Source organism: Dermatophilus congolensis (assembly GCF_900447215.1).
GTDB lineage: Bacteria > Actinomycetota > Actinomycetes > Actinomycetales > Dermatophilaceae > Dermatophilus > Dermatophilus congolensis_A.
On sequence record NZ_UFYA01000001.1, the window covers coordinates 1,225,002 to 1,238,592 of the forward strand.

The 13,591-nt window shown below is 60.3% G+C and carries 13 protein-coding genes; 4 read left to right on the top strand and 9 right to left on the bottom strand.

What is annotated here, in order from left to right; genetic code table 11:
- Positions 1 to 4: 4 nt before the first annotated feature.
- The 8 genes from DXZ77_RS05250 to DXZ77_RS05285 all read right to left on the bottom strand — a co-directional run bounded on the left by DXZ77_RS05250 (position 5) and on the right by DXZ77_RS05285 (position 6,896).
- Positions 5 to 388, bottom strand: a complete 384-nt coding sequence (locus DXZ77_RS05250; RefSeq protein ID WP_084440804.1) for a metal-sulfur cluster assembly factor — start codon at positions 386 to 388, stop codon at positions 5 to 7.
- A 73-nt stretch (positions 389 to 461) separates the two neighbouring features.
- Positions 462 to 917, bottom strand: coding sequence for a Fe-S cluster assembly sulfur transfer protein SufU (sufU, locus tag DXZ77_RS05255; RefSeq protein WP_115030512.1), 456 nt, complete (start codon positions 915 to 917; stop codon positions 462 to 464).
- Complete coding sequence (locus DXZ77_RS05260; protein ID WP_115030513.1) at positions 917 to 2,218, bottom strand: aminotransferase class V-fold PLP-dependent enzyme; 1,302 nt, start codon at positions 2,216 to 2,218, stop codon at positions 917 to 919. The genes sufU and DXZ77_RS05260 overlap by 1 nt, the downstream gene beginning before the upstream one ends.
- A gap of 59 nt (positions 2,219 to 2,277) precedes the next feature.
- Positions 2,278 to 3,036 carry a Fe-S cluster assembly ATPase SufC gene (sufC, locus tag DXZ77_RS05265; RefSeq protein ID WP_028326314.1) on the bottom strand — a complete coding sequence of 253 codons (759 nt, stop codon included), beginning with the start codon at positions 3,034 to 3,036 and terminating at the stop codon, positions 2,278 to 2,280.
- 77 nt (positions 3,037 to 3,113) lie between these two features.
- Positions 3,114 to 3,446, bottom strand: coding sequence for a non-heme iron oxygenase ferredoxin subunit (locus DXZ77_RS05270; protein WP_115030514.1), 333 nt, complete (start codon positions 3,444 to 3,446; stop codon positions 3,114 to 3,116).
- Positions 3,443 to 4,633 (bottom strand): Fe-S cluster assembly protein SufD, encoded by a 1,191-nt coding sequence (sufD, locus tag DXZ77_RS05275; protein ID WP_115030515.1) that lies wholly within the window; start codon positions 4,631 to 4,633, stop codon positions 3,443 to 3,445. The genes DXZ77_RS05270 and sufD overlap by 4 nt, the downstream gene beginning before the upstream one ends.
- On the bottom strand, positions 4,633 to 6,054 hold the full coding sequence (sufB, locus tag DXZ77_RS05280) for a Fe-S cluster assembly protein SufB (RefSeq protein WP_028326316.1): 1,422 nt from the start codon (positions 6,052 to 6,054) through the stop codon (positions 4,633 to 4,635). Before sufB ends, sufD begins: the two co-directional genes overlap by 1 nt.
- Complete coding sequence (locus DXZ77_RS05285) at positions 6,051 to 6,896, bottom strand: helix-turn-helix transcriptional regulator (protein WP_115032606.1); 846 nt, start codon at positions 6,894 to 6,896, stop codon at positions 6,051 to 6,053. Before DXZ77_RS05285 ends, sufB begins: the two co-directional genes overlap by 4 nt.
- A gap of 163 nt (positions 6,897 to 7,059) precedes the next feature.
- Between DXZ77_RS05285 and DXZ77_RS05290 the strand changes: the two genes are divergently transcribed.
- The 3 genes from DXZ77_RS05290 to DXZ77_RS05300 all read left to right on the top strand — a co-directional run bounded on the left by DXZ77_RS05290 (position 7,060) and on the right by DXZ77_RS05300 (position 10,049).
- Complete coding sequence (locus DXZ77_RS05290; RefSeq protein WP_258553148.1) at positions 7,060 to 7,827, top strand: ABC transporter ATP-binding protein; 768 nt, start codon at positions 7,060 to 7,062, stop codon at positions 7,825 to 7,827.
- Complete coding sequence (locus DXZ77_RS05295; RefSeq protein WP_115030516.1) at positions 7,824 to 8,597, top strand: ABC transporter permease; 774 nt, start codon at positions 7,824 to 7,826, stop codon at positions 8,595 to 8,597. Before DXZ77_RS05290 ends, DXZ77_RS05295 begins: the two co-directional genes overlap by 4 nt.
- A 489-nt stretch (positions 8,598 to 9,086) precedes the next feature.
- Positions 9,087 to 10,049 carry a COX15/CtaA family protein gene (locus DXZ77_RS05300; RefSeq protein WP_258553149.1) on the top strand — a complete coding sequence of 321 codons (963 nt, stop codon included), beginning with the start codon at positions 9,087 to 9,089 and terminating at the stop codon, positions 10,047 to 10,049.
- An 18-nt stretch (positions 10,050 to 10,067) separates the two neighbouring features.
- On the opposite strand, the gene DXZ77_RS05305 is transcribed toward DXZ77_RS05300, so the two are convergent.
- Positions 10,068 to 11,027 (bottom strand): heme o synthase, encoded by a 960-nt coding sequence (locus tag DXZ77_RS05305; protein WP_258553150.1) that lies wholly within the window; start codon positions 11,025 to 11,027, stop codon positions 10,068 to 10,070.
- A gap of 417 nt (positions 11,028 to 11,444) precedes the next feature.
- Here DXZ77_RS05305 and tkt point away from each other — a divergent pair, with 417 nt between their 5' ends.
- On the top strand, positions 11,445 to 13,589 hold the full coding sequence (gene tkt / locus DXZ77_RS05310; RefSeq protein WP_115030518.1) for a transketolase: 2,145 nt from the start codon (positions 11,445 to 11,447) through the stop codon (positions 13,587 to 13,589).
- Positions 13,590 to 13,591 lie beyond the last annotated feature (2 nt).

Sequence of the window (13,591 nt, forward strand, 5' to 3'; positions counted from 1 at the left end):
ATCATCACACGTTGAACCCTAGAGCGCGCAGTTGCTCCCGACCATCCTCGGTGATCTTGTCCGGGCCCCACGGCGGCATCCACACCCAGTTAATACGGTGATCATCAACAATTCCGCTCAGCGCCATAGCAGTTTGCTCTTCAATGACATCCGTAAGCGGGCATGCCGCACTCGTCAACGTCATATCAATCGTGGCTCGACGCTCACCATCAACAACAACGCCATACACCAAGCCAAGATCAACCACATTGATACCCAGCTCAGGGTCAACCACATCACGCATGGCTTCTTCTACATCAGCCGATGTTGGTAGCGAAGTCACCGCAGGCTTGTCCTCATACGGATTCGCGTCTGTGGTCTCATCACCAGATGGGCTGGTTTCACTCATATATGTCTCCTGATAGGACGACGCTCAACGCGCCAGTAACGCCTGTGTCTATTTCACAGCCCGAAGCTGCCGGTCAGCAATCGATAGATCCACCGGCACGAGCAACAGCATCAGTGAACGCCGACCACGACAAAAGGGCACACTTCACTCGCGCCGGATACTGAGAAACCCCAGCGAACGCGACACCATCACCGATGGTCTCCTCGTCCCCTGCATCTTTGCCCCGGCTGGTCAGCATCGCCTTCATCGCCTCATAGGTGTGCATCGCCTCACCCAACGGGTGCCCAATAATCTCCTGCGCCAACACAGAAGCCGACGCCACCGAAATCGAACACCCCTGCGCGTCATAAGACACGTCCTGCACCATAGCTTCGGTGCCCTTCTCCGCGTTCAACAAGTGAACCCGCAGCGTGATCTCATCGCCACAGCTGGTGTTGACGTGATGCACCTCCGCACCAAACGGAGCACGCAACCCCGCATGCTGTGGATGTTTGCTGTGATCAAGGATCAATTCCTGATACATGTCCATTACAGGCTCACCCCGAAAATCGACGGGATCCGATCCAAAGCCGCCGCCCAGGCATCAATCTCGTCATGAGTGGTGTACACAGAAAAACTGGCCCGCGTGCTAGCAGTAACACCCAGCTTGCGGTGTAGCGGCCCTGCACAGTGGTGACCGCTGCGCACAGCGACACCGGAATCATCAAGAATCTGCGCCACGTCATGCGGATGCACATCTTTAACCGTAAAAGCCAACGCGCCAACACGATCAGAAGCCTCCAACGGCCCCAACACCGTCATCCACGGACGCTGCGCCGCAACCTCAAGCGCATGCTCCATCAACTCCTGATCATGGGCCTCAACCTTGTCCATGCCCAGATCACAGAGATAACGAGCAGCAGCCGCCAGTGCAATGCTCTGCGATACCACTGGCGTTCCTGCTTCAAAGCGGGTCGGCGGGGGGAGGTAGGTTGTCTTCTCCATCCGCACGAGCTCGATCATTGACCCGCCCGTGGTGTATGGCGGCATCGCAGCCAACAGCTCACGCCTACCCCACAGCACGCCGATCCCAAGCGGGCCAAGCATTTTGTGACCGGTGAAAGCAACGAAGTCCGCGCCCAGAGAGCGCACATCGACCGCCATATGTGGCACCGACTGCGCCGCATCCACAAGCACCAACGCTCCCACGGCATGTGCCTTAGCCGCTACCGCAGCGACGTCATTACGGGTAGCCAGCACGTTCGACACCTGGGTCAAGGAAACCAGTTTGGTCCTCTCACTGAGCACCTCGCCCCAGGCTTCATCAGGGATTCTTCCGGAATCATCGAACGTCACCCACCGCAGTGTCGCCCCTGTGCGGCGACACAACTCCTGCCATGGGACAAGGTTCGCGTGATGTTCCATCTCGGTGATGACGATTTCGTCCCCAGGGCCCACACACAACCGTGCAGCCAATGACTCCTCGACACCATCAAGGGCTCCAGGCGCAACCGCGTTCGACAACGCATACGCAACGAGATTGATCGACTCTGTCGCATTCCGCGTGAAAACAATCTCGTCGACCTCAGCGCCCACGAAACCTGCGATCGTTGCGCGTGCCTGCTCATAGGCCTCTGTTGCCTCTTCAGCGATAGCGTGCGCCCCGCGATGCACCGCGGCATGGTAGTGCGCGTAGTAATCGCTTTCGGCGTCGATAACGACCTGAGGCTTAAGCGACGTCGCTCCCGAGTCCAGGTACACCAGCTGGCGGCCACCGCGGACTGTCCGCGCCAATTCCGGAAAATCAGCTCGGATACGCACAAGATCATCCTGCGTGAACGTGCTGGTCATGTCACCTCCGTGAGGAATTGGTACCGGCAAGGCGTGCCGTACCGGTACAGGAAAAGCGATCAGGCGTTCGCGTTAACGAAACGGTCGTAGCCGTTCGCTTCCAGCTCCTCCGCCAGTTCCGGGCCGCCGTGCTCAACAAAACGTCCTTTGACGAATACGTGCACATAGTCCGGCTTGATGTACCGCAAAATGCGGGTGTAGTGCGTGATGAGCAACGTGCCCATCTCATTAGCCTCAGCGGCACGGTTCACGCCTTCAGAAACGATGCGCAGCGCGTCAATATCCAAGCCTGAGTCAGTCTCGTCAAGAATGGCCATCTTCGGCTTCAACAATTCAAGCTGCAGGATCTCGTGACGCTTCTTTTCACCGCCGGAGAACCCGGAGTTGATGTCACGCTCAGCGAAGGCCGGGTCCATCTGCAACCGCGCCATCGCCTCCTTGACCTCTTTAACCCAGGTGCGCAGCTTCGGTGCCTGACCGTCAATAGCGGTCTTGGAGGTACGCAGGAAGTTACTCACCGAGACACCTGGCACCTCGACCGGGTACTGCATCGCAAGGAAAACGCCCGCCTTAGCGCGCTCGTCAACACTCATCGCCAGCACGTCTTCGCCATCGAGAGTGACCGACCCGCCGATCACGTTGTATTTCGGGTGCCCGGCCAGCGAGTACGCCAACGTGGACTTTCCGGAACCGTTCGGTCCCATCACGGCGTGCGTCTCACCAGAGTTGATAGTGAGGTCAACGCCTTTAAGGATCTCTTTGGGGCCGCTCTCGGTGTCAACCGAGACGCGCAATCCTTCAATTTTGAGAGTGGACATTTCGCGGGTCTCTCCTCGCGTGTGCAAGTTCGGAAGTTCAAAAGGTGCGTCCCCGCATGTGCTGGGGAACGCAGAAATCAAGCGTTGATGCGGCGGGTGGGGTCGACGTACACGTTCTCGTCCATCACCCGAACCGCATACACGCCCACCGGCGCGAACGCGGGAGGGCACTGCGGCTGGCCCGAGCGCAGATCGAAGCGGGCACCGTGAAGCCAGCACTCGACCTCACAGCCTTCAACATCACCCTCAGCGAGACTGACCGCACCGTGCGTGCACAGCTCATCAATCGCATGTACCTGGCCGTCTTCATCGCGGACGATTGCCATGCGTATGTCACCGACAACTGCCGGTGCGCCACCGACTTCGGGTAGGTCCGCCACTGAGCAGACAAGTTCGAACGCCTCGCTCATGCCTGTGACTCCTGCTCAGCTTTGATGCGCGCAGATGCCTCCAGCTCAACCTCAATTGCTGCGGTGAGTCGATCCACGACCTCATCGATACCGATCTTCTTGATGACCTCAGCAAAGAAGGCATGGACAATCATGCGGCGTGCTTCGTCTTCTGCGATGCCGCGGCTCATCAGGTAGAAGAGTTGTTCATCATCGAAACGTCCGGTTGTGGAAGCATGCCCGGCACCGACGATTTCACCGGTCTCGATCTCCAAGTTGGGAACGGAGTCCGCGCGCGGCCCATCAGTAAGAACAAGGTTGCGGTTCATCTCGTACGTCTCGGTGCCTTCAGCTGCGGCGCGGATGAGCACATCCCCCACCCACACAGTGTGGGCTTCCTCGCCCTGCAGGGCGCCTTTGTACTCCACGTTGGAGTAGCAGTGCGGCTCAGAGTGGTCGACGTAAAGACGGTGTTCGAGGTGTTGACCGGCATCAGCGAAATACACGCCCAAGCCTTCAAAACGGCCACCGGTTCCGGCGTACGTGGCGTTCGTGTTGACCCGCACGATCTTGCCGGACAAGCTCACCGCGATGTGCCGCACCGAGGCATCACGCCCCACGACCACGTCGTGCTGTGCAAGGTGAACGGCGTCGTCATCCCATTCCTGCAGTGACACCACTGACAGGTCGGCGCCATCGCCAGTAACAATTGACACCAAAGAGCCCAAACGTGCCGAGCCGGTGTGCCGCAGCACAAGACGAGCACGCGAATGCCGTCCCGCCGTGACGAGCAGGTGCGAGAACACTGCCTGACCCTGCCCCACGGTGGGCACACGGATCGGCTCAGTGACATCAACATCAGCGGGGATGTCGATGCGCAGCACTGCGCCAGCTCGGGATGCGGTGACCGCGGCAGCACGGTCTCCACCAGGCTGGGCGCCCAGCTCACGCGCCTCTTCCAGGGTCACAATCGAGGCAGTGACACCCTCAGGAAGGTCAGTGGGCACCTGGGGTGGTACGCATGCTTCACCTTCGGCGAAGAAATCACCGAGGCGATCAACCGGGGTGAAGCGCCAGTCTTCTTCACGCCCATGCGGAACGGAGAAGTCAGACGGAGCAAACGAACGTGTGCGCTCAGCGCGGGACTGCTCCGGAACAAAGCCTTGCCCCGTGGAGGGCGTTACGGTTTCTGGGGTGACGAGCGGCATCAGCCGACGGCTCCTTCCATCTGCAGCTCGATGAGACGGTTCAGCTCAAGGGCGTACTCCATGGGCAGCTCACGCGCGATGGGCTCAACGAACCCGCGCACAATCACGGCCATGGCTTCGTCCTCGGTCAGGCCTCGGGACATGAGGTAGAACAACTGGTCTTCGCTGACCTTGGAAACAGTCGCTTCGTGCCCCATCTGGACATCGTCTTCACGGATGTCGACGTACGGATAGGTGTCCGAGCGGCTGATGAGGTCAACCAGCAAGGCGTCACACTTGACGGTCGATTTAGAGCCGTGCGCGCCCTCATCCACCTGGACGAGACCTCGGTACGAAGCGCGACCACCGCCACGGGCAACGGATTTGCTGATGATGTTGCTTGAGGTGTTCGGGGCGGCGTGCACCATCTTGGAACCGGTGTCTTGGTGTTGGCCTTCGCCAGCGAACGCGATCGACAATGTCTCGCCTTGGGCGTGCTCACCGAGCAGCCACACAGCCGGGTATTTCATCGTCACTTTGGAGCCGATGTTCCCGTCGACCCATTCCATCGTGGCGCCTGCTTCACAGGTGGCGCGTTTGGTGACGAGGTTGTAGACGTTGTTGGACCAGTTCTGGATGGTCGTGTAGCGCACACGCGCATCCTTTTTGACAACGATCTCGACCACCGCGGAGTGCAGCGAATCAGTCTTGTAGATCGGGGCGGTGCAGCCCTCGACATAGTGCACGTAAGAGCCCTCGTCAGCAATGATCAGCGTGCGCTCAAACTGGCCCATGTTTTCCGTGTTGATGCGGAAGTACGCCTGCAGCGGGATATCCACGTGCACACCCGGGGGCACGTAGATAAACGATCCACCGGACCACACGGCCGTGTTCAGTGCCGCGAACTTGTTGTCACCGGCAGGAATGACCGAGCCGAAGTACTCCTTGAAAAGTTCTTCGTGCTCACGCAAGCCGGTGTCCGTGTCGACGAAGATGACACCTTTTTCTTCAAGGTCTTCACGAATCTGGTGGTAGACAACCTCAGATTCATACTGCGCGGCTACACCTGCCACCAGACGCTGCTTCTCCGCCTCCGGGATGCCCAGCTTGTCGTAGGTAGCTTTGATGTCTTCAGGCAGATCGTCCCACGTGGTGGCCTGCTTCTCCGTTGATTTAACGAAGTACTTGATGTTCTGGAAGTCGATACCTGTCAGGTCAGCACCCCACGCAGGCATGGGTTTCTTATCGAACAGGCGTAGCGCCTTCAGACGCAGTTTTTCCATCCATGCAGGCTCGTTCTTGCGTTTCGAGATGTCAGTGACGACATCTTCATTCAAGCCCCGTCGAGCACTTGCCCCGGCTGCGTCGCTGTCGGCCCAGCCGAACTCATACCGGCCAAGATCCTTCAGGCCCGGATTGAGCTCTTCGATGTTGGTGCTCATCGCGGAGTCCTTTCATCATCTTTTATCTCGTGATTGCTGCGTGTCTGCGACCCGTGAGCTCGCACTGCGCGCGGTGTAGAAGTGCGGCACACATCTGCGCCGGAAGAACGATGCACCCTGATTGCAGGGACAAATGTGGTGCACACGTGGCCACCACCAGCCAGCGTGGAAAGGCGCTGCACGTGAACGCCCAAAAGATCAGCGAATGCCGCTGCTTCGGCATCACACAACGACTGATACTCGGCCGCAACCGTTTGCACCGGGCAGTGCCCCTGGCACAATTGCACCCCCGCTGTGGCGATATCGTCGCTCGTTGACCCTGCAGGCACCGGGCCTTGCACAGAGCGGGCAGTTGCAGCGAACCCAGCGTCCGTCAGTGCCTCCGCCAATGCCACGGCGCGGCTAATCGGGTCCGGGCCGGCTTTCTCTACCTGCGGCGCTAGCGTGGCAACAAGATCCGCTGCTCGCTGAGCAGCGAACTCCTCCACCGCTTCAGGGCCCAAGCGGGTGCTTAAAAATCGCAAGGCTGCTCGTGCGATGTCGTCGTAGGCGGCGTCAAGGCTGCGGTGTGCCGCGTCCGTCACCACATATACGCGGGCTGGTCGACCTCGACCTCGCCCAGAGATGTTGGTTTCACTGCCCGCAATGAACTGCTCTTCTTCCAGGGCAGTCAGGTGACGGCGCACCGCTGCCGGAGTGAGCTGTAGGTCTTCAGCGATCTGTGCTGCGGTAATAGGGCCGTTTTCAACGATGCGGCGTAATACCTGTTCGCGGGTACCCGCGCCTGTTGCGCGAGCAGTTTCCGCCCGGGCAGCAGGACGAGACGTGGATGCTTCATCCATAGCCATAACCCCCTGACGGATCGGAACTGTCGAGACACCCCAGCGATAAACGCAACATCATTCTTGCTTAATTCTGGAAACCAGCAAAGAAGGGTCACCTAACCCGCATGCAACAGGCCGCAACAACCGACCCTCAGTACGCCCCGCAGATAGACTCCGGCACGTGTCACGTCCAGCCGTGCTCGTACAGCACCTCGTCAAACAATTCGGAACAACCACAGCCGTAGTCGACGCCACCTGGTCAGCAAACCCCGGAGCCATCACCACCGTCCTAGGCCCTAACGGCTCCGGAAAAACCACCACCATGGAATGCCTCGAAGGCCTCCAAACCCCCACCTCCGGAACCGTCCGCGTCCTGGAAACCAACCCCCTCACCGCCGACCCCGAACACCGCGCCCGCGTAGGCGTCATGCTCCAAGACGGCGGCCTACCCAACACCGTCACCAGCGGCAGACTCCTACGCCACCTCGCCAACCTCTACCGCAACCCCATCCCCCCGGCCGAACTCGCCGACCGTCTCGACCTAACCAGCTTCGAAAAAACCACCGTCCGACGTCTCTCCGGCGGACAACGCCGACGCCTGGCCCTGGCCGCCGCCATCATCGGCCGCCCCCGCGTCCTCTTCCTCGACGAACCCGCGGCCGGCCTAGATCCCCACGCCCGCCTCGACGTCTGGGACTTAGTCACCGAGCTACGCAACGCAGGCGTGTGCGTCATCATCACCACCCACTCCTTCGAAGAAGCCGAACGCCTCGCCGACCACGTCGTCGTCATGAACGAAGGCACCGTCGTCGCCGACGGAACTGTCCAGCACATCGCCGGAAACGACACCCTCGAAAACGCCTTCTTCAACCTCACCCCACGCCAGCACCGCAGCTTCACATCCCAGCAATGGATCAACGCCCCCACAACCACGGAAGACTCCGCATGAGCGTCACAACCACCACTCCCTGCGGCCCTGCGCCCCGCCGCACCATCATCCTTTCTCACGCACGCTTCGAACTAGGCACCCTGCTACGCAACGGCGAACAGCTCCTCGTCTCACTCATCCTTCCCCTGCTGGCCCTAGCTGCGTTCACCTACATCAACCTGCCCACCTCGCACGCCACCAACCACACCCCCATCAACCTCATCACCCCCGGCGTACTCGCCCTAGCCATCACCTCCACCGCCTTCACCGGCCAAGCAATCTCCACCGGATTCGACAGACGCAATGGCGTACTGCGCTACCTGGGCGTCACTCCCCTGGGCCGCACTGGACTCATCTGGGCCAAAGCTATCGCCGTACTCACCCTGGAAATCATCCAACTCCTCATCATCTCCGCAGCCGCTCTCGCGCTGGGCTGGCGCCCTGAACCACTCAGCTTTCTCCTTTTCGTGCCAACCTGGATCCTCGGCACCTGGTGCTTCGTTGCCTTCGCCCTCCTGCTGGCCGGAACCCTGCGCGCCGAAGCCGTGCTCGCCCTGGCCAACCTCATTTGGGTGCTCCTCGTTGGCCTCGGTGGCGTCCTGTTCCCACCCGCCCTCCTTCCTACATGGCTCGCCCCTGTCATCTCCTGGCTACCCGCTGCAGCCCTGGGCGAAAGCAGTCGCGCAGCCCTCCTCAACAACATGACAGACCCCACCGCACTCATCCTGCTCGCCGCATGGGCCACACTGGCCACATGGGCAGCCGCGCACTTCTTCCGCTGGTCCGACTAACCAGCCGGACCAGCACAACTGTTGCGGCAGCAAGCACTACAACACCCGCATATGAAACTGGTCGCCGCCTACAGACACGTCCGTGACACAGACACTAAGCTCGCCTCATCAATAAGCGCTCAAGCTGCACCACCGTCACAACCATTAATGTCAGCCGCTAAATCGAGGGAAATATCGACTCTACGCGAAACCCAACTACCGCAATTAAGGAGCTGCGCTCTAGGGAGCCTGCTCTCAAACTCAAAACTACGGTGTACATGGTGAAAAAATCAGCGCAGCCTGATCCTTTTCACCAAGAAAGCGTGGAGGACACCTGGGTACCTCCACACTTTCTTGCACAGTCATAAGAACAGAGACCAGGGCCAGGGACTGCCCATTGGGACCGCAGCTGCAAACGCACCCAAGAGCGCAGTTTCAGCGCAGTAATCACTCCCGACCCGCGCAACACGCCACATACTCCACCTGAACCCACCCCGTAGAGTCTGCAGCGTGACCCAGACACACAACTCCCCCACACCCCCAGCAGCCAGCACCGACCCCCGCTGGATATTTCCCCTCCTCATCGCCAACCTCATCGCCGAGATGGGCATCGTCGTCACTGGAGGGCTGGTCCGCCTCACCAAATCAGGACTGGGATGCTCCACCTGGCCCCAATGCACCCCTGGCTCATTCGTGCCCACCGCCACCCAACCCGAAGGCTTCCACAAATACATTGAATTCGGGAACCGCACACTGACCTTCGTGCTCTCTGCCCTGGCTGTCGCCGTCGTCGTCGCAGCCTACAAATACCTCCGCGGACGCGGCTACCTCGCCCCAGCCACGGTTATCCTTCTCGGCGTCCTCGCCCAAGCCATCGTCGGTGGAATCACTGTCCTGACTGGCCTGAATCCAGCCACCGTGGCATTCCACTTCCTCGCCTCGATGATTCTCGTTACCGCAGCCACCCTGCTCGTTGTCCGATACGTCAACGAAAACCGCCCCAGCAGCACCTTCCCCCGCCCCGTTACCATCCTCGGACGCGCCATCATCGCCATCTACACCGTCGTACTCATCCTCGGAACCGTTGTCACCGGGTCAGGGCCCCACTCCGGCGACGCAGCCACACCTGCCCGCCTCAACTTCGACATTCGGGCAGTCTCGTGGTTGCACGCCGACTTCGTGACCGCATTCCTGGGCCTCGTGATCGGCATGCTCGTCGCGGTGTACCTCTGCAGCCCTGACCACGGCCCCCGCCGCGCCTGGAGCGCCGTCCTGGCCGTGACCATCCTGCAAGGCCTGCTCGGATACACCCAATACCTCCTGGCCGTACCCGAAGGTCTCGTGCTGGCTCACATGACCCTCGCAGCGGTCTTGACCGCCTCAGTCACCTGGGCATACATGACACTGCGACCCCACCCCGCAGCAATAAAAACGTCCGCTACCCCACCCCAGGCAGCGGACGTCACGAAGTGACCTAGATGCCGCTGGCCTTCACAGGCCAAGCGGCACAAAAATCAGCGGATCTACAGCCACACCAACAAACAGCAACGTCAAATAGCTAATCGAAAAATGGAACAACCGCATCGGTTTCAACGCAGCCAACGTGGTGTTCTCTGGATCCTTCGCCCGCTTCAACAGCATGTGCGATTCCCGGATGAACAACGCCCCTGAAGCCACCGCCGTCACTGAATACACCCACCCCATCGGGGCCACCGGGATTAGCGCCAACGAAACAGCAACAGTCGCCCAGGCGTACACAACCACCTGACGCGCCACTGACACATCTCGCGCCACCACCGGCAACATCGGAACACCCGCCGCTGCGTAATCGTCTTTAAAACGCATCGACAACGGCCAGTAATGCGGCGGCGTCCAGAAAAACACCACCAAGAAAAGAATGATTGGAACCCAGCCAATAGAGTTCGTCACCGCAGCCCAGGCAATCAGTACCGGCATGCACCCAGCAGCGCCACCCCACACAATGTTCTGCGCCGTCCGACGCTTCAACACCATCGTGTAAAACACCACATACAAAAAAAGCGCAGTCAACGCCAGCGCCGCCGACAACACATTGACGAACCACACCAACGTCACTACCGCAGCCACGCCCAACAACACCGCGAAAACAAGCGCGCCACGCTCCGAAACCGCACCCGTAGCCAACGGGCGATTCTCAGTACGATGCATCAAACGATCGATGTCGCGATCCAAATAACAGTTGAAAACGTTCGACGACGCCGCCGCCAGCGTTCCCCCCACCAAAGTCGCCGCGATCAAACCGACAGACGGCACCCCCCGCTCAGCAAGGAACATCACGGGAAACGTCGTCACAAGCAGCAGCTCGATAATGCGCGGCTTCGTCAACGAGACATAGTCACGCAGAACCTGCCGCCACGACCGCGAGGTATCCCCTCCGGGAGCCGAATTCGCTCGAGGTTGTATAGCAGTCACGGTGTCCTTCAATGTGAGAAACAGGGCGGCGCCAAAGGCAAAGGCACGAAGCCTCGCACAGACCATTCACGGCGGCTTTCTACTTTGCCGCACGTGATGAGGATCACTCCACCCAAGGGCCGGATCAACGGCCAGCATACGCGGCTCAGATCACATCGAGGCCCCAGACCCCCCAACCTCGTCGCCAACACCCCACACCTTGTGTACTAAAGCCCACAAAGTCACCTCGGTGCCGCGAACAACACACGACAATGTGAAGAGCGCTGCGACACGCGCCGATAGGGTCAAAGAGGAAACCCGCAAGGCACCCGCCCCGGGAACAACCGTGTCTCATCCGGTGTTGCAGAAGGTCCGCGCCACCAACCCGCTGACCACGCCTCACCTGCATCAACGATTTGGATCAGGAGCACCTTGAATATGAGTGAAAACTCCACGGCTACAACACGCGACGCCTCGTTGCAGCCGCTGAAAGCTGACGCCCTCGGCTGGAACAACACCGACCGCCGTGCCGTCGACACAGCAAAAATCCTCGCCGCCGACGCGGTACAGCACAAAGGAGACGGCCACCCGGGCTCAGCCGTCTCACTGGCACCGGTCGCATACCTGCTCTACCACGACATCATGAACTACGACCCGTCCGATACTCACTGGCTCGGACGCGACCGATTCGTTCTCTCCGCAGGACACTCCAGCCTCACCCAGTACATCGCCCTCTACCAGGCAGGCATCGGCCTGGAACTCGAAGACATCAAAGCCCTACGCACCTGGGGCTCCAAAACCCCCGGCCACCCCGAGTTCCACCACACCGACGGCGTTGAAGTAACCACCGGCCCCCTCGGCTCAGGCCTAGCCACCGCCGTCGGAATGGCCTTCGAACAACGCCGCCTCCGCGGCCTGCTCGACCCCGACGCTCCCGAAGGAACCAGCCCCTTCGACCACCACATCTACGTCCTCGCCGGAGACGGATGTCTACAAGAAGGCGTCGCCAGCGAAGCCTGCTCCCTGGCCGGAACCCAACAACTGGGCAACCTCACCCTCATCTACGACCAAAACCTCATCTCAATTGAGGACCGCACCGACATCTCCTTCACCGAAGACGTCGCCCAACGCTACGAGTCCTACGGCTGGGATGTCCGCCACGTCGACTGGCGCGGAGAAAACATCTCCTCCGAATACGTCGAAGATGTCGACGCCCTCGCCGCAGCTATCAACGACGGCAAAAAAGTCACCGACAAACCCACCATCGTCATCCTGCGCACAATCATCTCCTGGCCCGCACCAACCAAGCAGGACACTGGCGCATCACACGGCTCCGCACTCGGCGCCGACGAAATCGCCAACATGAAGAAACTGCTCGGCTTCGACCCTGAAAAAACCTTCGAAGTCGACAACGACGTCATCACCCACACCCGCGAATCCTTCGCCACCAAAGGCGCCAAAGCCCGCGAAGAATGGCAAGGACGCTACGACGCCTGGAAAACAGCCAACCCCGAACGCGCCGCATTCCTCCAGCGCCTCATCGACCACAAACTCCCCGATGGATTCGCCGAAGCATTCCCCGTCTTCGAAGCATCCGAAAAAGGCCTCGCCACCCGCGCAGCCTCCGGGAAAATCCTTTCCGCACTCGCCGACGTGATGCCCGAACTATGGGGCGGATCAGCCGACCTAGCCGGATCCAACAACACCACCATGGACGGCCAACCCAGCTTCATCCCCGCCGAACACTCCACCAGCAAATTCTCCGGCACCAAATACGGCCGCACCCTCCACTTCGGCATCCGTGAAAACGGTATGGGCATGATCCTCAACGGCATCGCCTTGTCCGGACTCACCCGCCCCTACGGCGGCACCTTCCTGACCTTCTCGGACTACATGCGCCCTGCTGTTCGCCTGGCCGCGCTGCAAGACATCCCCGCCACCTTCGTCTGGACCCACGACTCCATCGGGCTCGGCGAAGACGGCCCCACCCACCAACCCATCGAACACCTCCCCTCACTACGCCTCATTCCTCAACTAGACGTAGTCCGCCCCGGCGACGCCAACGAAACCGCCATCGCCTGGCGCACAATCCTCGAAAACCGACGCGCCACCGGCATCGTCCTATCCCGTCAAGCAATGCCCACCCTGGACCGCACTCGCTTCGCCTCCGCCGAAGGAGTCGCCAAGGGCGCATACGTCCTCGCTGACACCGACGGCACCCCCGACGTGGTCATCATCGGCACCGGCTCCGAACTGCATCTAGCAGTCCAAGCAGCCGAACAGCTCTCCGCTGAAGGCATCAAAGCACGCATCGTCTCTGCCCCCTGCCTCGAATGGTTCGAAGCACAAGAGAAGTCCTACCGCGAAAGCGTCATCCCCACCGACGTAAAAGCACGCGTCGCCGTCGAAGCCGCACACCCAGCCCTGTGGCGCACCATCGTCGGAGACGCCGGACGCATCATCGGCATCGACCACTTCGGCGCATCCGCCGACAGCGCCACGCTCTACCGCGAGTTCGGCATCACTACCGAAGCAGTCGTTGCGGCTGCCAAAGAGTCCATCGCTGCAGTAGAAGGAAACTGATT

Excerpts from the sequence above, each read along its gene's own strand:
- DXZ77_RS05250 (WP_084440804.1), bottom strand. The coding sequence starts at position 388 with ATGAGTGAAACCAGCCCATCTGGTGATGAGACCACAGACGCGAATCCG.
- sufU (WP_115030512.1), bottom strand. The coding sequence starts at position 917 with ATGGACATGTATCAGGAATTGATCCTTGATCACAGCAAACATCCACAG.
- DXZ77_RS05260 (WP_115030513.1), bottom strand. The coding sequence starts at position 2,218 with ATGACCAGCACGTTCACGCAGGATGATCTTGTGCGTATCCGAGCTGAT.
- sufC (WP_028326314.1), bottom strand. The coding sequence starts at position 3,036 with ATGTCCACTCTCAAAATTGAAGGATTGCGCGTCTCGGTTGACACCGAG.
- DXZ77_RS05270 (WP_115030514.1), bottom strand. The coding sequence starts at position 3,446 with ATGAGCGAGGCGTTCGAACTTGTCTGCTCAGTGGCGGACCTACCCGAA.
- sufD (WP_115030515.1), bottom strand. The coding sequence starts at position 4,633 with ATGCCGCTCGTCACCCCAGAAACCGTAACGCCCTCCACGGGGCAAGGC.
- sufB (WP_028326316.1), bottom strand. The coding sequence starts at position 6,054 with ATGAGCACCAACATCGAAGAGCTCAATCCGGGCCTGAAGGATCTTGGC.
- DXZ77_RS05285 (WP_115032606.1), bottom strand. The coding sequence starts at position 6,896 with ATGGATGAAGCATCCACGTCTCGTCCTGCTGCCCGGGCGGAAACTGCT.
- DXZ77_RS05295 (WP_115030516.1), top strand. The coding sequence starts at position 7,824 with ATGAGCGTCACAACCACCACTCCCTGCGGCCCTGCGCCCCGCCGCACC.
- tkt (WP_115030518.1), top strand. The coding sequence starts at position 11,445 with ATGAGTGAAAACTCCACGGCTACAACACGCGACGCCTCGTTGCAGCCG.